The 18545-nt window shown below is 55.8% G+C and carries 11 protein-coding genes; all 11 read right to left on the bottom strand.

Features of this window, described 5'->3' with window-relative positions:
- Window positions 1-194: 194 nt before the first annotated feature.
- Entirely contained in the window at window positions 195-1109 is a 915-nt protein-coding gene (locus ACFSR7_RS20625; RefSeq protein ID WP_378164859.1) for a phosphotransferase, read from the bottom strand.
- 217 nt (window positions 1110-1326) lie between these two features.
- Complete coding sequence (locus tag ACFSR7_RS20620; protein WP_378164857.1) at window positions 1327-1653, bottom strand: hypothetical protein; 327 nt, start codon at window positions 1651-1653, stop codon at window positions 1327-1329.
- A gap of 712 nt (window positions 1654-2365) precedes the next feature.
- Window positions 2366-3136 (bottom strand): nucleotidyltransferase domain-containing protein, encoded by a 771-nt coding sequence (locus ACFSR7_RS20615; protein ID WP_378164855.1) that lies wholly within the window; start codon window positions 3134-3136, stop codon window positions 2366-2368.
- Window positions 3137-3317: 181 nt separating this feature from the next.
- Window positions 3318-3647, bottom strand: coding sequence for a hypothetical protein (locus tag ACFSR7_RS20610; RefSeq protein ID WP_378164853.1), 330 nt, complete (start codon window positions 3645-3647; stop codon window positions 3318-3320).
- Between the two features lie 15 nt (window positions 3648-3662).
- A complete protein-coding gene (locus ACFSR7_RS20605) occupies window positions 3663-4025 on the bottom strand; it encodes a pentapeptide repeat-containing protein (protein WP_378164852.1) in 363 nt (120 codons plus the stop codon).
- A gap of 429 nt (window positions 4026-4454) precedes the next feature.
- Window positions 4455-5252 carry a hypothetical protein gene (locus ACFSR7_RS20600; RefSeq protein ID WP_378164851.1) on the bottom strand — a complete coding sequence of 266 codons (798 nt, stop codon included), beginning with the start codon at window positions 5250-5252 and terminating at the stop codon, window positions 4455-4457.
- An 89-nt stretch (window positions 5253-5341) separates the two neighbouring features.
- Entirely contained in the window at window positions 5342-6154 is an 813-nt protein-coding gene (locus ACFSR7_RS20595; protein WP_378164849.1) for a hypothetical protein, read from the bottom strand.
- A gap of 275 nt (window positions 6155-6429) precedes the next feature.
- Window positions 6430-7044, bottom strand: a complete 615-nt coding sequence (locus ACFSR7_RS20590; protein WP_378164847.1) for a CDP-alcohol phosphatidyltransferase family protein — start codon at window positions 7042-7044, stop codon at window positions 6430-6432.
- Window positions 7045-7067: 23 nt separating this feature from the next.
- Window positions 7068-7937, bottom strand: a complete 870-nt coding sequence (locus ACFSR7_RS20585) for a phosphatidate cytidylyltransferase (protein ID WP_378164846.1) — start codon at window positions 7935-7937, stop codon at window positions 7068-7070.
- Window positions 7938-7952: 15 nt separating this feature from the next.
- On the bottom strand, window positions 7953-9566 hold the full coding sequence (locus ACFSR7_RS20580; protein WP_378164844.1) for a PfaD family polyunsaturated fatty acid/polyketide biosynthesis protein: 1614 nt from the start codon (window positions 9564-9566) through the stop codon (window positions 7953-7955).
- Window positions 9550-18537 (bottom strand): beta-ketoacyl synthase N-terminal-like domain-containing protein, encoded by an 8988-nt coding sequence (locus tag ACFSR7_RS20575; RefSeq protein ID WP_378164843.1) that lies wholly within the window; start codon window positions 18535-18537, stop codon window positions 9550-9552. The genes ACFSR7_RS20580 and ACFSR7_RS20575 overlap by 17 nt, the downstream gene beginning before the upstream one ends.
- Window positions 18538-18545 lie beyond the last annotated feature (8 nt).

The raw sequence follows: 18545 nt of genomic DNA, 5'->3' as shown, positions 1-18545 counted from the left end.
ATCAAAACCACCCATGACCTCACCAGTGTCATGGGTGGTTTTTTATCACAATCGCATCTTCCGGATTTCTATTCCCCTCACACAAAGAACCACCAGGGAAAATTACCTGACGATTTCTTTATCCTTTCTTGACCGCAACAACGACAAAATGGTGTCGATAGTCATAGCCCTATAGCTGCAACGAAATAATGAGCCTAATCCGACAGTGCTCGCATGATGTTGGATTTCGCCTCTGCCGCAATCGCTTCATTCCCGTCATCGACTGCTTGCATCAAGATCAGTACGGGGATGTATACCGCGATCAGCCGCGCCAGCAGCTTCGTTTCCTCGTCCGCTCCTCCGTAAGTTTCGAAAAACACGCCGCGAGCGTAAGGTGGTAAAAAGCTGTAAGCAACGCTCAAATCGCAAGCCGGATGGCCTACGCTCAAATCGCCCCAATCAATGATGCCGGAAACGATCCCGTTCTCATTCACAAGCATATTTTTGAAATGAAGATCGCCATGTAACAGTGCATTCACCGCCTCGACACGGTCTGTTTGCAGCCTGCTAATATACGCTTCGATCATACCGGACTCCTCCGGCGACAAGTGTTCAACCACCTTCGACAGAAAGCCCTCCAATTTCACTTTGCGCGATGCTATGTCTGTCAAGCTTCGATGATCTTGCTGAACTCCGCACTTCAGCGCCGCCTGCACCGGAAACTCATGCAATCTCCGCAAAAATTTCGCCAGCGTCTCTGCCGATAAGGCCCGGCGTTCTTCCGTCAAACCGATGGGGAAATCTCCTGGCACGTAGGCATAGCCAAGAAATGGTGCCGGGTATTCGTCACTTGCTTCGCCATAAAACAACGGTTTCGGATAGGGGATGGTCATATAAGCCTCCAGCTTCGGCAGCAGCTTCCCTTCCATACGAATCGAGCCAACTGCAATCGTTCTTCTTGGAAACCGGAACACGTACTCGTCACCGATGAGAAAAACCGTATTGTCCCAGCCCCAGCCCAACCGCTTCACTTGCTTCGATGACAGCTGAGGGAATTGTCTGCCGATCAGCGTCCGCGCCTGTTCTTCGTTAACCTCCCACTCCGCATCCCATACATTCGTTCCTCCCATGAAATGTCTGCCTCCTCGTTCCTTACTTTATTTAGACGTTTACATTCCCTGGAGGTTACGCATAACTGCCTGTTAGTTGAACAGCCTGCCGGATTCCGACGGCAGGCTGTGTAATTGAACTATTGTTCACCAATGGCGGAATGAAAGCCAGTCCTAATCGAAGGGTGAATATCCATAAAGTGCATATGTTAATGAAATAACCAATTTCCTGGTCAGGTCAAAGACTGTTATTTTTAGTTTCAAAAAATTCCTTGGCCAGTTCAATTACTTCCTGCTCATATAATTTAAGCTTCTGTAATTTGTTTTTTAAAGCTTCTTGATTCCATATTGTATATTCCTTTGGTAGAGGAACATCAAGTAGTTCGCTATAAAATTCTTCAAATTCTTTTGGTATAGATTCATTCCCCTTGTGGTAAAGAGCTGATAATAAATGACAGCCCAAATGAATTGGTATGCTTTTATCAGTTATTCCAGCAAGAATTCTGCGTATATACTCGTTTTCAATATCTTCTTTAAATAAATGATTCCATGTGTCCTTTATCAACTTAATTAGCTTGTAGGGACTATCCGGTTGCTTAAAATTAAAGGTTGCAATTTGGATTAAATACTTATCTGTAAGGTTACTATTATGATTTTCTTGAATTAATAAATATAAATTCTCTTCAAATTCCTCTATAGATATTGCTAGGTAAATGTAAGAATAAATGAGCTCCTTGAATTTTAAAAGTGGATCCAGACTTGATCACCTTCTACTCATATATTCTCCTATCAGCAATTTTGAAGGGTTCATGAGAATATAGAACTATCCTTCCCGTTAGGAATCGAATGACTAAAAGTTTCCATTTGAGATTTCCAACAGCCAAATCTCAGTCATTTCAACAATCTTGCTAATGTCTCTTGAGCGAAATTCACGTAATGGTGGATTCCAATAAAGATTATTCGCATCTACTAAAACAAGAATATACTCACCATTGGGATTGAACGCTGGGCGCCAACTAAGATCCAATATTCGTTTCCTATAAGTGTTTTCAAATTGAAAAATATCCTCATTAAACTCCCACTTGTACTTATAGTCATCATCGATAAATGAATCAGGGTTTGCTTCTGTAAACTGGTTAAATGATATTAGCCATCCCGCGGGTATTCTTAAAGGAACTAAAGGGGGACCGATATGAAAACCTCTTTTCTCCCGACGGGCTTAGGGGGCTGGATGTGGTCACTCGCTTCTCAGGGTGACCCCGAGCGTCATTATGGTCTTAGTCAAAGGAAGTTCTGGAAGCAGCCATTGCATTTAACGCGTTCTCAAAATAGCTATATACTTCATCTGCAATTTCCAGAAACTCTTCAACAAGTACATTATTACTATCCAAGTAACAAGCATATAGATAATCAACTAAAGTGGAGTCAATCTCACAATAGTTTAATATGGCATTCTTCATCATAATAATGTCATCTTGCCATACACCTGTATCTTCTAAAACCAAAGAGTATAATGCACGAATTAATCTCTTAGAGTAACCTTTAATATATCTAGTTTTCATTGTGATATCACTAGCATTAGAAAGTAAACGATGTATACGACCTACTTCCTCCTTGGTCTCTATATTTAAGTCTAAAATGAACGCTGGAGAAATAATTATCGGTGGTACTTTTTCACCAACGTCTTGACCATATATGCAAACACAAATTATCTTAACCCAAAAACCCCACTCATTTGGTTTACTTAATACATCGTCAATCGAGCAAATTATCGTATCAATCTTAGTTACTACTGAATATTCTTCCAAAAGCCTATCTTTAATATTTGACAACCTTTCGTGATCAATATCTTTGGGATTTTCACATACAATAGTAAAGTCTGCATCTGACTTAAAAGGTTTAGCAGTTCCTTTTGGAATCGACCCACACATATAAATGCTATGAATTTTACCTTTAAATTCGGTAAGTATATTCTCTATATACTTATCAACAAAATCCTTATATTCACTTTGTATTACAATTTTATTAATAACTTTTTCTAATATCATATAGCCTCCTCCTAAACTAAGAACTTCTTTCGGCAAACGCCTTTTTTGTGAACTTCGTGAACTTCGTAAATTCGTAATGAGTTAAGTTATTCGCAAAATTATTCAACTATCCTGCCCGTTAGGGAGCTTAATAGCCTGCCGGATCTCGTCGGCAGGCTGTTAATTAAACTAATGTTCTCCGTTAGCGCAATCTTCTTAATATGTTTTTACCGTCAAAATCAAAAACAACCGGTTTACCTCTAGCATTTGGAACCCACCCTAAATCAAGCGCCTGAGTAATAAAATACTCAACATCTCGAGGTCTGATAATTTTCAAATTCAGATGTTCTGTATTTGGGAAGTTTACCCACGCACTGTCGATATCTGATTTTATATAAACCTCAAGGCGATTCCCACGGCTAACTTCATGTTCAACGATTAAGATAATGTAACCACTATCTGGAGAAATGGTCCAATTATATCTATCATCTCTAACTGTTATTCTTCTTGAGCTCTTTTTGTTTATTGTCATTTACTTCATCCTTATTTATAATATCATCTCAGCAAGATGTGACTCCGTGAGCATGATAGCATGAAAGGTATTGTCTTTAAATGTTATACCTTCCACCTTTGCTCCTGAGAAATCCGTCCCATCAAAGGAGTTACCTACAAAGACCGCTCTGTTTAAAATACAATCAGTAAAAATACATGTCTTCAGATTTGAATTAATAAACTTCGTGTTTTTAAATTGGGAATCTGAAAAGTCAACGGAGAATAAGCACTCCCAAAAAGTTAAACCTGATATGTCAAACCCCTTTAAAGCACCTTGCTCGACACAAATTCTATTGAAAACTCTCTGCCCTTTTTGGAGCATTTTAATAAACTCCGTTTCAGTAACATCCTTGTCCATTTCTTTCTCCGAACTCCGTTTTTTTGTTAAGTAAACTTCTACAAAAGCTCCATGGTATCCTGCCCCTTACTTCAATGAACAACGGCAACCGATCGTGTGGCCGGCTGCCGCTGTGTCCTGTGAAATAATGTTTCCCGTTAGTTGAACATCCCCTGTACTTCGACAGCTATTCTTCTCTAGGGAGTCATAACGCTTTTAATCATTTTGGAACAATTTGTTTTCCACAGAATTCATAGTATATTCAATTACCCTAGCTCCATCTAACTCATTTGGAATTTTCATTGTTCCCCTCCAGATTATTGTTGTGCTAAACTGCCCGTTAATAGCCTGCCGCCCTTGCCAGCAGGCTTTGTCGTTGAATTATCGTCCCAGTTAGCTCAATAACCTTAGTGCACTACGCTATCGTATCCATTATGGCGATAGTAACTTCTACTGTTCTACAACGTTATTGTTCCAATGGTCTGCAATTTTGGGGACTAAGGATTTTCTGTCTCTATACAGATCTCGAAGTGAGATAACAGAATGCCAATAATAACTTTCGCTACTCCCCAAACTGCAATTATCATAGATTAGGCTTATAAGAAGATCATGTTTAGTTTTAGTGCTGAAGTTCATATCACTTGACAATTTATTGTAAAGATCTGTTTCGTAATACATCATGTGATCCGATGCTCGCTCTATAGTTATTTGCCCAGCAAAGCTTGAAAACCAGGAGTAAAACGAATTCTTACTTTCTTCAAATCCCGTTTTCCCTTGACCTTCTTGATTGAATAATCGTTGAAATAATTTGCGTTCCTTTTCTATAATTCCATTATGATCGGACAAATGGTTCGCAGATAATCTTCCCACCACTTCGGACCACACAGCTTTAAATACATTACAAAAGTGCATCTCCTCAAGAAGTCCCCAATCAGCATTAGTCGACGGAAATTTATTTGGTTCTCCTTTTTTACTTAGAAACGAATTTTGTATATAGACTAGATAGTTTAATGAGTACGGAGCAAACGATATTATTGTAAAGTTGTTCAATGTAACGCCACCTTTCATAGCCAGTTCAACGTACGATAATTTGCCTAAACCAATCAGTATAAATGAGGCGCCACCGATTATCGTTGCGATGCCGACAATAATATCAAATACAGAATGAGCCTTTATAGGTAATATAGCTAAGGCGATCAGTAACAACCCAAAAAGCACCCAACTTTTTCTCGGTGTATAGATTTCCATAGCCAACCCCTTAATTCACTGATGAGTTCCATCCGGTTCTGAGCTATTGTCTCCAGGGAGCGAAACAAGATTTACGCCAGACCCTGCTTCTACATCGTTGTCATCGTCGGAGCGAACGTATCGTCGATACCCATTAGCCCATCGCCGTATATGATTTGAAAGGTATGATTTTTTTCCGATCCATCGCGTACCTCGAACTGAAAATTTCCTTTGTACACCAATTCAGCCGGGTTCATGGAATTGAAGTGGGTTGCATAATTCGTAATCAACTCCTTGGCACTAGCTGTCGTCAACCCGGTATCGTCCACGACGGAAAAACGCGCCAGCTGCTCTGCATTCCCTGCCTGAATTAGACGAATGTATTCTCCGGCCAACGCTTCCGCGTAGGGCAAATAACGAATGTAGGACCAATCCAGCCACGGATCGTCTGAACCGTTCGGGAAACTTACGTACAGCCTATCATTAATCGTTACAGGACTACTGCTGCCTTTGGTGCCGGTAACGATATATGTCGCTTGTCGATCCCCGGACTCATCTAGCGTCGCTTGAATCGTTCCAGGTTCTATCTCCACGCTCAGCATCTTCAGGAACTGTTTCATAACAGACTCGTCAATGTGTATATAATCTTGTTCGTAATCAGGATTCGTGCTCCGCATGAGATCGGTTAGCTTCTTGCTGTCCTGTGATCTGACGGCTCCGAGAAACTGTTGAAGCAAGTCGAACCCCCGGTCTGTGGAAGTCGGAACATCGGACTCGGGTTGAGGCTCAGACGCTGCCTGAGCGGGAGTAGTGGACATAGCGGTACGATTATTGAAATTTATTGCGCCATCCGACTTGTTACAGCCAGTGAGCAGCGACAGGACAATGACCAGGCATGCAGCGATATGAAACGATTTCAACATGCTTTTCCCCTTTCCTTAGGATTGGCTAGACAATCACGCGGTAGCGGAGATAAACAACGCCGTTTTGGAAGCGCCTCACTCAGCAACTCAATATTTTCTTCGACCTGATACTGTAAAATTCGTCTAACTGTAAAAAAAATCCTCTTTATGATTGCGTTCGGCACCAAATGACGAAGCGCGTACCAAAATAAAAAATGCCTACCATTTAAAAACCATGGTAAGCATTTTATTATCCGCTTGGGGATTATGAAGAACGAACTACGCTTAGCTTAGGTCTAACCGAATAATACCCAGTTCAACACGACGACTGCCGGCAGCAGCACATACAGCGCCTTGGTCATCATGCCGTTCTTGCGGAACGGCACAGCGGATAACATAAGGAGACCGCAGACGGCGAAAACCGCCGCTACCGCTGCCTCGCGTCCCGGAAAGTCGCCCGCCAGCATGAACGGGCTCAGCACCAGCAGCCAACTGGCCGCAATCGTGGTCGGTACGCCTGTGTAGTAGGCATGCCGCCCGTCCTCCTCCAAGCCGCTGACGTTGAAATAGGCAAGACGCCACAGTCCGGCTACGAGATACAAAACGAGTGCCGCTATGCCGAGCGGAGACGTCACGCCGAGCGAATAACCGGCGAACGCCGGCAGCACGCAGAAGCTGATTGCATCCGCCAGACTATCGAGCTCCTGGCCGAAGGTCGATGACTGCTTGAGCTTGCGGGCGACAATTCCGTCGGCATAATCGCCCAATATCGCCGCGCCATAAAGCGTAAACGCCAGCGCATATTGCCCTTTTGCAAAAAACACCATGGCCAGCAGTCCGCAGACGGATACGCCGGTCGTTATCGCGTTCGCGAGATTCCAGTATCGCAGCGCCGGAAACCATTTTCCCATCCCTGTCTTCCCTCCACGTTGCTTCACGGCAGCAGCCCCCATAGCAGCGCGAAGAGCGGTGCGCCGAACAGAATATTGTCGTAGCGGTCGAGAAGACCGCCATGCCCGGGCAGCATGCTGCCGAAATCCTTGATGCCGAGCCTGCGCTTGAGCGCCGAAAACAGCAAGTCCCCCATATTGCCCAGCAGCAAAATAAAGCAGACGATAAGCAGCTGTTTGCCGATTGAAACGCCTTCTAGCGCCGGGATCCACCCGTTCAGCATCAGGACGCCCGCTATGACGCCGGCTGCCCCTCCAATATAGCCTTCGAGAGATTTGCCCGGACTAATATGGGGAAAAAGTTTGGTGCGGCCGAACTTCTTGCCTGCGAGCAGCCCGAAAGCATCGTTCATCTGCAGCAGCAGGAGGAAGGTAATGATCGCCGCCGCGCCGTCCTTGGACAAGAGAGCCAGGCAGCCTGCTCCGGGTGCAAGCACAAAGACGGTAAACAGCGCGCCGAATGACGAGCTCCGCACCTGGCGAGCCGGCACCCAAAACGTATATCCGGCAAGCGCAAGTCCGACCGGCAGCATATAAATGCCGATCCGCTCCGCCTCGAGGAAAATCGTTGCAGAAGCTGCCGTTACAAGGACAAAAAGCGGTATCCCCGCACGCAGCCGCATGCCGCCGACGATCCGGTAATGCCGGCTAAGCTCCAGCAATCCGACAAGCAAGACCAGGGCGGCGTACAGGCGAAAAACCGGGTAGCCTGCCCAAAGGGCGAGGCAGGTCGCATTTTGCAGCACGATCAGCGTTACGCCGCGCACGGCGACCTCGCGCTTGTGTCCGAGCCACGCCGCTGCGGTAAAGAAGCCGATCATGAAAAGTGTAACAACGTAGAACGATAGCAGCAATTTATACGCCTCCGTTTAAAGCTCGAACGGCCGCGGCCTGTAATCGAATGCCTGAGCCGGAACCGAAAGACCGTAGCTCCTCAGCTGCTGCGCTCTCGTGACGACAGCCGCGCCCTCCAGCAAATTGCAGGCGATCTGGACAACCGTGCGGTTGTGCGGCTGTTCGAGAAAGGAGCCTGCGGCCCAGGCATTAAACGAGCCCATCGCCGGTCCGCACCAGATCTGGTAATCGAGCTTGCGCTCCTGCGTGCCGTCGATCGCCCAGCGGCTGGCCTTGCCCAGATACCAGCGGAAAATCAATGCCATCTTGTGCTTCGGATCGCGTGCGGCCCGCTCGAGCTGCCCCGGCTCCCGCTTCTCGAAGAAACGGACGGTGTCCGCCCAGATCGAATCGAGCGGCGCCTGGAACACTTCCTTCTCCAGCTTCAGGCGCACGCTCTCCGGTATATCCTCGATCCGGCCATAGCTGCGGTACAGGTCGAGCAGGTGAAAGCCGCGGGCGCTGAATAAGGTGCCGCGTTTAAGCACCTGCACCTTGACGCCCTGCTCGAACATGTCCGCGGCCGGCGCCATGACGACATCGGCCAGTCCCGCCGTGGCCAACATGGCGCGGCCCTCGCCGGACAAGCCCGACTCTACGGCCGATTGGTTGACGGAGCCGGTCATGACGTAGGCCGCGCCAAGCGCAAAAGCGGCCGCCACGGCAGCCGGCGTGCCGAGGCCGCCCGAAGCGCCGACGCGGATCGGGGTCGCATAATTGTATTGCTGCTGCAAATCGTCGCGCAGGCGCATGATCGTCGGGAACAGCGACGTCAGCGGACGGTTGTCGGTATGTCCGCCGGAATCCGCTTCGACGGTAATGTCTTCGGCCAGCGGCACATAAGCCGCAAGCCGCGCTTCCTCGGCGGTCAGCAGGCCCCGGCCCACGAGCTCCGCAAGCATTTTGTCCGGCGCCGGCGACATGAACGGGCCGGCGACCTCGGGCCGCGAGATTTTCGCAAACAGATGATTTCGGCGGCGAATCGCACCGGATGCGTCAAGCGTTAGTCCACTGCATGCGTAGCGGACGATGCTCGGCGTAAGTCCCATGAACGCGGAGGCCGACACCCTTCTTACGCCGCGGCGGAGATACAGATCAACGATATGTTCCTCCATCGCAGGCTCGTTGGGCGTATGAATCAGGTTGATGCCCCAAGGCAGACCTGACGGATCGAGCTCGGCCTGAATCACGTCGAGATTGGCCTGGACGCGCTCGATTGGAAGGCCCGCCGCGCCAAAAAAGCCGAGCATGCCGGCCTTCGCCATCGCGATGACCATGCGCGCGGTCGCGATGCCGTTCGCCATCTCGCCCGCGATATAGGCGAAGCGCACGCCGTGCGCCTGCGCGAAAGCGCCCCCGCCCAGCCACTCGGGATAGAGCGCGGGCAGCATCGCGGCGAGCGGATAATTCGCCGCCCCCGCGCCGCTAGCTGGAACGACGCTCCCGCCCAAGCCTACGCCTAAAGCGCCGTTTTCGCCGTAACGTACGATATACGCCGGCTCGCGCACGCGGGCGGCCAGCGGCGCAAGCGCCTCTCCTGCAAAGACCGGCCCCGTATCGCCCGGCATCCATTTAAGCGTTGTCTGCATGCGTGTTTTTCCTCCGTTTCGTCACTTGCACCTTCGGTCCCGCTTGACCGTACAGCCAGCCGGCAAACGCCGCGAGCCACTGTCCTGCGGGATCGTCTTTGACACGCAGCTTCCCTGCCGACACGCCTTGCAGCAGCGCCGCGCCCTCGGGGCTGCACGACGCCAGGCGCGCGAGCGAAGCCAGCAGCACGGCTTGCTCATAAGGAATGCGGGCTTGCTCCGTCAGAATCCGAATCTGCTCGGCCAAGTCCGGATTGCCGCCGCTTGCGGCCAGCCCGCCTTCCTGTTGCACAGGGGCGCCTTCCTTCTGCACAGGCGTCCGTCCCGTTCCGTTCAGCGCCTCGAGAATCACCTGCTTGCGCGCCGGCAAGGGCAGCGCCCGCAGCTCATCCGGGAAGATCGGACGTCCAATATAGTAATGCTGACTGCCATATCCGACAGGAAACTCCAGCCGCGACTCGGATTCCTCCGCCGGCAAGCCGCCCCTGAACCGGACGGGCACGATCGGAATGTTGCCCTGCAGCGCAAGATCCGTCCAGATGCCGCTCACGACCGTAACTTCTTTATCCTCGGTCCGCGCGCGCGTCCCCTCGACGTGCACAAGGATCGACTCGTTGCCGGCCTGCATGCGCACGGCAAGGTCCTTTAACGTTTGCAGCATCGCCCCTTGGTCCTCGCGGTCGACATGGACGATCGGAATCGTGAACCGCACATTCGGGTTCGCTTCCATATGCCAAAGCATCCGGCCGATCCACGAATCGCGATGCTCCTTCTTGGCGATCGCCGCCACGGGACTTTGCGTCAGCCCTTCCGCCAGACAAGCGAACAGCAGCGACTCCACGGCCGTCTGATGATTCGCGAGATACAATACCGGTCCTGCGCTCGCTTGCGCGAACCGCGCGGGATCTTCGACGACGAACCCGCCGACGAAGCTCGCGATTAACGCCCGGTAAAGGTCTTCGCCAAGCCAGACATCGCTGCCGAGCTTTTGCCTCCAATAACCCATCGCCCCCTCGATATCCCGGATGGGAGCCTGCGAGGTAACACGGATTTCCCCGTTCTCTTCCTTTAGCGCGATGGAATGGCGTTCATATGGATATACCGAGCTGAAGGCAGAGCTTGCGTTCTCATCCACGGTTACGGTCGAAGGATGAACGCCGGCGATCAGTCCCACATGGTCTTTGATCGCTACGAGCCGCGTCAGCTCCTTATAGCTCGCCGAAGCGTCAACGCCATATACCGCCGCCACCGTGCCCGCGAGCCAGTCCGATCCGCGCACCTCGGCCTCGGTCAGCTTTGTGACGCCCCCCTCGCTACGGGACAGCGCTATGTCTTCCACATAAATCCGTTCTTGTAAAAATGCTCTCCGGCTCCGTCCGTCGCCGCGGCCGATCCGCCCCTTGGGCATCAGCACCTCGACAAGCCGCAGCGCCGCCCATAGCCGTTCGCCCCGATAGAGGCGGATCCGGAAAGCCGGGAAGCGCGCGTCTCCTTCGAAGCCGTCGAAGCGAATGTCGCAGCGGACTTCGCCGGCGACCGGCGTATTCCCGTAGAACCGGCAAGCCGTCATCCGGTACGGATAAGCGACCAGCTCGTCCGCAACCCCGGGCGCCCATAAAGCCAGCTCATCATGCGGAATCGCGTGCGTCGCGCCGTCGAGCAGGAGCGGATTGAGGCATCCGGTCGGTACGGAAGCGGCTCCCGCCCGATTGCCCTCCGCTGATAGGATGGCTGAAGATCCGTTTGTGCCTAACACGATGTCGCTTGCGATCCGAAAGGCAGGCCCGTGGAAAACCCGTCCGGCGACGTAAGGATCGGCGGCACGCGCCTGCTTCTCCAGCGGCTCGAACGGCCGGGAATCCGCTTCGTTTACGGCCGGGTAACGGTCTGCCAGCTCGAACCGGCCCGACGCGATTTCCTCGAACCGGGACAACCGCGTATCCGGCGCATCCCGCCAGGCGTAAAGCTTCACGTCATAGAAGGCGCTATTTCCACGCAGGTCCCGGTTCTCCGCCAGACGCACCTCCGTTTGCAGCAGACGGGGCCGGTCGACGACGAGCCACCGCTTGAACTGCACGTCCGCCGCGCCTGCAAGGATCCGGGTTGGCTCGCGATTGCGCGCGGCATTCGCCATCGTATCCAGAATAAAGGTCGAAGGCATCGCCGACGCGGTATACGTCGGGCAATGATCCCGGATCCACGGCTGCGTCTCGGGGTCGAACAACGATTGTTCGACGACAACCTCCGGCTCGCCTTCCGTCTTCTCCGGCCCCGTCCCGGTACCGCCATCGTCCACGAGCCGCATGCCCATGCGCGGAACGAAGTAAATTTGCAGGCCGTCGACCCAGAGCGACGCTTCGGCTATCACATAGACGCCATGCTCGTCGCGGCCAGTCTCCAGGACGTCGAGGTCCACGACGATCTTGTCCTTTTGCGGCGTCACTTGGCCCCTGTATTTCCACACGATCTCCATGCCCGTGCCGAGCGGCTCAAAGCGCGGCTGCTTCATGCCGAGATCCATGCCCGCCTGGCGCATATGGAACTGCAGCAGCTGAACCATCGCTTCGACGCCCAGGGAGCCCGGCTGCACCGGGTCCTGGTAGAAATGCGCCTTGAAAAACCAATCGCCCGCCTCGACCTTTTTCTCCGCTCTCGACCGGCCCAAACCATGCTTGCCGCCTTTATGCCAATGGCCGGTCACGCGATCGATCATCAGCAGCTTGCCGCTCGCAAGCTTCGCCCGGTTACTCGCAGGACCGGCCTGGAACAAGGTATCGTCGTTGCGCAAATCCGCTGCGAAGTCACTCGGCTCCAGCATTCGCGCAAGTTCGGCCTCTCCCGCGCCGAGACCGACCTGATTGGACAAGTCCTCGAGCGTGAAGTGTCCGAAAACGGTCGACATGGTGAAGACCGGCGCATCGGGCGCGTCCGCGAGGAAGCAATCCACCTGGAACGATTCGATATACGTATGGCCCATTCGCGACAGGCTCGTCAGACTCACCCGGGTGCGCAGCGTACCGGCGTCCGGGAGCACCTCCCGATGCTGCGTCGCTTTGCCGTCCAGATTGCGGAAGTAGGCGTCCTGCTCCGGCGATTCGGGAATGCCGAGATAGGACACGAGCCAGCCGCAAGGCTGCAGCGCCGCTTCCAGCAGCACGCAGAACGGCATCGTGCGCGAACCGTTTTCGGCAAAATACCACGCGTCCGGCGGGATATCGTATTCGGCCGTGATGACCGTGCCGGTCTTCGGCACGCCAAGCTGTCCGCCGGCCTCCGTCACGCGCGTCATAAGATGATAGGGCGGTCCCGGAAGACGTGGCACATGCTTACCCTCGTCGTAAACGGCATACCGGCTGCCGAACGCATGCGACGGTTTGCCGAAGGCGCAGGCGAGCAGCGAATAGTAATCGAACGTGACGCCGCCCGACGAGGCTGCCCGCGGATCGCCGCCCGAAGCGCCCTCCGCCAGATGCCGAAGCTCGGTATGCAGCGGAAAATCGGGCACCAGGCGCACTGCCAGCCGGCTGCAGTGGAAAGCCTTGCGGCCGTCTACCGTCAGCAGCACGTCGGCAATGACCGTCGGCTCCGGTCCGTCCATAACCTCTTGGACGAACACCTCGTATACGAGGCTGCGGGACTCGGGCGTGACCTGGCCGCGGCAGATCATTTTGTACGGCAGCTCCGGAACCGGCTCGAAACGCCAGCCGTCCTTGCGCAGCGTGTAGCCGAGGCCCGCCAGGTAGAAGGACATCGCCTGCACGCAGCCTTCCAGCATAAGCGTGCCAGGCATGGCCGGATCGTTCTTGAAATGCCCGGCGAAAAACCATTCGTCCCCGCTTAAAGCTGTCTCCGCACGGAGATAGCCGCGGCCGAGCGGCCCGCCGCCTTGCTCAAGGGTCGTCACTTCGCCTAGCAGCAGCATGCGGCCGCTCTGGATCGAAGGGGAGCAGGTGTGCGTCTGCGCGAATTTGAAGCCTTCGCCAAAGCACCCGTACAAGTCGCGGGCAGCGAAGGCGCGCACCTCATCCGGCGTATATCGCGTTTTGGCGTTCAAGACAAGCGGCGCGTCAAGTCGCGCGTCCGCCCCGATCTCCACCTTCGCCGGATCCCAGATAACCCCGGCCGACTCGCGCAATTCCGCTTTCGTGAAAAACCCCGCTTGTCCCTGACGCATCGTCATCCGTCGGCGTCCTTGGCCGTCCGTGCAGTCGTAATTAAAGAAAAAGAGCCGGATGTCTCCGTGCTTGGCATGCGAATCGACGCGAATGTCGTAGCTCAGCGTCTCGCCGGGCGCGGGCAGCGAACCGTGGAACGTCAATTCGCAGCCGAGCAGACGGTAGGCGCGTTCTCCCCGGTTCAGCCGGTCGATGCCGAGCCATGAGATGAGCAGCAGGTCCGCCTGTCCCGATTCGATCATAATGCCGAACGGCATGCGGCCTTTGTGCAGGTACCAGGAGTCATTTTGCACATCGGTTTCCGTTCTGATGGAGCCGCGGCCCATCGAGAGCGGCTCCCCGTCGAGCGCGACGACCCGGTCCGCCAGCAGCAGCGGCGGCTCCGGCATGCGCACCTGCACCGCATAGCCGTCCTGCCCCGCGAAGACGGGACCGAATACGTCGGAAATGCGTCCGGAGGCCAACGTTTCGAGCTGCTCGCGGGTGAAGCGGATCGGCTGCGCGGCTGCGGCGTGCGCTTCCGGGGGGCTCGGTGCCGGGAAGTGCGATGCCGGAAGGTGCTGCGATACCGGGAGTTGCAATGCCGGCTCCGGAATCGCGCGTGCTGCGGGCGAACTGGATGGCCCGGCCTGTAATTCAGGCGCAGCTTGCATGTACGCAGGCACGGCTGGCATGTGCGAAGGCATGCTGTGCATCGGCAGCGATCCACCGTGCGAAGGCATGCTGTGCATCGGCAGCGATCCACCGTTAGCCAGCAACTGCATGAGCTGCAGTTGAATGCCGCTCTGCAGCAGGACGTATTGGCGATGCGCGGATGCCATTCTGGCGTATTCCCCGGCAGGCGCGGGAAGCGTCGTCGCAGCCGCCGGCTGTGCAGCAGGCGCTGCAGGCATGGTCTCCGGCACCGGCCTCGGTATTGTAATCGGCATCTGCGCGGTCTGGTGGATTGTTTTCAAAGGCTTAACCTCTTCCCGTCCGATCGGATGTCCGGCATCCGGCATTCTTGTCTGTATATTCGGCAGGACAACCGGCGGCAGATGCGCCGGGAATGTCATGGCTGCGGCTTTACCGTTCTTGGTTTGCACAGAGCCCAACTCAGCCAACCGCGACTGCAAACGATCGATGTTAACATCGATACCGGACGCGAATAGACGGGCAGCGGCCTTAATCGCCTGCTCCAGCGAATCGACGCCGGGCTGATCCAGTCCGATGCACAGATGCTCGCGGCCCGCCAGAATCTGATCGATCCAGTCCGAGCACAGACTGCGGGGACCGTGCTCGACGAATACGCGCACGCCGTCCTCCCACGCCTGAAGGATCGTTCCCGGAAAATCGACGAAGCCGGTTGCCATCTCCAGCAGCTTATCGGCCGTCTTTTCGGCGTCCGGTTCATAGTGCGTTGCCGACACGCCCGAATAGAAACGCACGCCGGGCACCGGCCGTGTGGGGCGGCGGTGAATCTCCCGCCAGCGCGGCGCGATCGCCGTCAACTCCGGGCAATGCACGACCATATCGTAGCCGAGCGGATAGGCAGGCGCCGGCCTCAGCTTGTCCAGCACGCGCCGGCAGGCGGCAGGCTCGCCGCCGATGATGCAGTCTCCCGGCGCATTGTACATCGTAAGCCGGACGCGCGTCTCCGATGCGATCGCCTCTCGAATGACGTCAGGCGACGCTTTTACGCGCCAATTTTCCCATTGCGGCTGAGGTTCCCCCCATGCTTCCTGCAAGACGCGGTAGGTTCCGGCGAGCTCTCGGCTATAGATCCCGTATCTCTGCAAGTCGCGGAACAATCCATCCAGATTGTCCCAGGCGCCCATCGCCGCCAGCGCGTTCGTCTCGCCCGAGGACAGCCCGATCGCGGCGTGCGGTCTGAGCCCGAGCCACTGCTGCGTGAATGCCGCATGAATTTGCGTCAAATAGGAAGCGCCGCCAAGCATGGCGAGCGCGTCGGGCGCCCGATCGGCCTGTTCCGCATAGATCCAGCCGGCAGCTTCGGCCGCCGTACGGAACCGGTCGCGGATCGCAACGCCCAATTCGGGTATCGCCGCGAGGAGTCCGCCACCCATGCCCGCGTATGCCGACGCTGCGCCCGAGAATACGAAAGCAAGCTCGCCGCCGGCAGGCGCGTCCGAAAAATAAATGCCCGGTCCTTCACGGAAGGGCCCGGAGCCGGGAGCCGCGATAAGCCGCTCAAGCTCAAGCGCAGCAGCCTCTCGTGCCGCCGACAGCGCCTCTTCTCCGTGTGCGACGATCGCGAGACGGACGGCGCCTTGCCTCGATTCCTTTCGGTCGCGAAGCGATTGCAGCAGCAGGCGACGATCGTGGGCTGCAAAGGTATGCAGCGTCGGCACCCGGGTGCCGCGCTGCGCAAACGGAGCGCCGTCACCTTCCGCGAGCATGACGGAACCCGAGGCGCCGCCGAGCGCACGGACGTTTATCCGGGCGGTACGCGGCTCTTCTCCTCGCAGCCATGGGCGCAGACCGCGACTGCTTCCGTACGGCAGCAGTCCATGGTGCAGGGCAAGCGCGCCTGCCGCCACATGCAGCAGCCCGGAAGCCGCATGCGAATGGCCGAAGCGCGATGCAAGCTGCACCGCATCCCGTTCATCCGAACCAAGCAAAAGTCCCGGCTTCGCGGCGCCGCCGCCAGAGGCGGGCAGCACCGCATAGACCGTATTGCAGTCGCGCCGGGCATCAGCAAGCCGCTTGACAGCCAGCACGACCGAAGCATCGCCCGGCTGTTGTTTTCCGCTCTCGAGCATGGCCTTCGCTGCGGCCTGGTGCACGCTCTCGCAGCTGAGATCGACCGCTCCGATCAGGGCGGCGTCCAGTTCGCCGCTTCTTAGCGCGCGGGAAGCCAGCTCAAGCGCCGTAATCCCGGACAGCTCTTCGCTGGATATAGTGAAGCCCGGACCGGATATTTTGAGATGCTTGTTAAGCCGGTTGGCCGGCACATTCGGCAGCAGTCCGACGACCGTAGAAGATTCAAGCGGTCCGTAAAAAGCATTTTGCAGGGAGGCGATGTCAGCACCCGACGCCTGAAGCCCGGACAGCGCCGCATACTTGCCGGCCCATTCCCCGATCCGAACCCGTGCGATATGCCGGGCGATCTCGGCATCGCACTGCATGCCGACGTATACGCCGACGCGGTCGCCCGTCAGTCCGCCCGCTTCCGCCGCGGCATCGGCCGCCGTCCGCAGCAGCATCACCTGCTGGGGCAGCGCCTGCTTCAGGTCGACAGGCGGTACCGTAATGTCCTGCATGCTGAGTGCGATCTCGCCAGAGCGGGAAGTGTCCAGTCCCTTTTCCCCGCGATCGCCAGGGTCCGGTCCGAATAAGGCCGCAGCCCATTCCCGGGCTGTCCTGCTGCTGCCGGCGCTTACGCCGATGCCGACGATGGCCAGGTCCGCATCCATGCGGCTTGCCTCTATCGTTTCACGGTCAAGTTCCGTAGCCGCCGCGCTGCCTCCAGGCTCATAACGCTCCACGATCAAGTGCGCATTGTTGCCGCCGAAACCAAAGCCGCTCAGCGCTGCCCGCCGCGGCGCCTCCGGGTGCCAAGTCTCTCCCGGCTGCGGCAGCCGGAAGGGCGTACCCTCCAGCAGCTTAACCGGTCCGTCCGTATGCAAGTGCAGGGTGGCCGGATAGACGCCCTCCTCCATCGCGCGAAGCAGCTTCATCAAGCCCGCCATGCCCGCCGCCGTCACCGGGTGTCCGATATTGCCCTTGATCGAACCGATCGGAACCCCGCTTCGTCCGGCGAATACTTCGCTCATGCTCTGAATCTCCACCGCATCGCCAAGCGGCGTGCCGGTCGCATGGCATTCGATCAGCGATACGTCCTGCGGACGAAGGCCCGACATGGCGTAAGCCTGCCGCATCGCGCGAATTTGACCGTCCCGGGCTGGCGCGAGCATGCCGCCTTGCCCGCCGTCGTTCGACAGGCCGATGCCCCGGATGACGCCGAGAATACGGTCGCCCGCTTGCTCGGCATCGGCCAATCGCTTCAAGGCGACGAAGCCGCTGCCTTCCGATGGTATAAGGCCGTCCGCCTCCGGATGAAAGGGCCTGCTCTGCCCGCTCCGGCTGATCGCCTTCAGCGCGCGAAAGCCCGTATGCAGGAATAGCGCGTCCGTCCCGTTCACGGCGCCGGCGAGCATCAGGTCCGCACTGCCGTCATGCAGCCGGTCGCAAGCGAGCTTGATTGCATAGAGCGATGAAGCGCAAGCGGCATCCAGACAAAACGCGCCGGCGCCCAGACCGAAAGCCTTCGCGAGAAAATGCGCGGGGTAGCCCGACATGAACCGGTTGACCGCGTCCGGCGGCTCGCCGACCTCCCCTGCAAAAAGCTCGCGCGGAACATCCCCTTGCTGCGATTGCAGCCAGACATGCTCCGCATAACGCGACATCGATTCCGTCGGCAGCGAGAGATTGCCGATGACCGCGCCGGTCCGTTTATGTCTGTCGGGGCCGGCCGCCGGATCGGGCAGCGCCTGCGCGGCGGCATGAAGCATCCAGCGGACCATCCGGTCCATCGCGCCGATCTGCGCCGCGTCGACCTGCAAGCCAAGCTGGTCCAACTCCGCCCGGAAGCCCCTGATGTAGCCGCCGCGGGTCGACCACTCGGTCCCGTCCGAGCCGCGCCGGGAGGCTGCGCGAGACAGACGCCACTGGCCTTCTTCAGGCTCCGTCAGCGTCTCCCGCCGCTCGGCAACGATGCGCCATAATTCCTCCGGGTTCTCCGCACCGGGGAACACGCATCCCTGCCCGACGATCGCAATCGGCTCGAATTTCATGCTGCCAT

This window comes from Cohnella sp. GCM10020058 (genome assembly GCF_042683485.1).
Lineage (GTDB): Bacteria > Bacillota > Bacilli > Paenibacillales > Paenibacillaceae > Cohnella.
This window is presented reverse-complemented; position numbering and strand designations above follow the sequence as displayed.